The 568-nt window shown below is 76.2% G+C and carries 1 pseudogene; it reads right to left on the reverse strand.

What is annotated here, in order from left to right:
- Nucleotides 1-520, reverse strand: a pseudogene (locus FRW57_RS22695) (ATP-dependent helicase); the annotation flags it as partial.
- Nucleotides 521-568: the final 48 nt, after the last annotated feature.

The following is a 568-nucleotide window of genomic DNA, read 5'->3' on the forward strand; positions in this document are numbered from 1 at the left end:
CGTCGGTCACCGTGCGGGCGGCCTCGACCCCGGCCGCCACGGCTCTGGCCACTCGGCGGGCCGGCCCAGCCTCGGCGAGCCCGAGGATCAGCTGGTCGGGGTCGAGCACGACCGAGACGAGCAGCTCGTCACTGGTGCGACCCCCGCCCGCCTCCAGCTCCTCGCGGCGCAGCACCCGCCGCAACCGGCGCAACGACACCGAGTCGGCACCGCCGACCGGTGAGGTCAGCGCGTCGACCGCCACCTCGGCCGGGAGCGGGTCGGGGTCGCCCCACGCGACCTTGAGAGCGACCTCCATCAGCGCGAGGAGTGGACGCACCGCCACCTCGTCGCGCACCGGCAGCTCGGTCGCCGGCACCGAGACGGGCACGCCGGAGGCCATCAGAACCCGTCGCAGCGCGCCGGTGCGGCCCTGCCCGCGCACGACGACCGCCATGTCCTCCCACGGGATGCCATCGGCCAGGTGGGCGCGACGCAGCTCGGCGGCGATCAGCGCAGCCTCCTGCGAGGCCGCCCTCACCAACGCGACGTCGCAGCGTCCGCCCGGCTGCGTCGCCACCTCGCGGTG

This window comes from Segeticoccus rhizosphaerae, from assembly GCF_009192725.1.
In the GTDB taxonomy this organism is placed as follows: Bacteria; Actinomycetota; Actinomycetes; order Actinomycetales; family Dermatophilaceae; genus Segeticoccus; species Segeticoccus rhizosphaerae.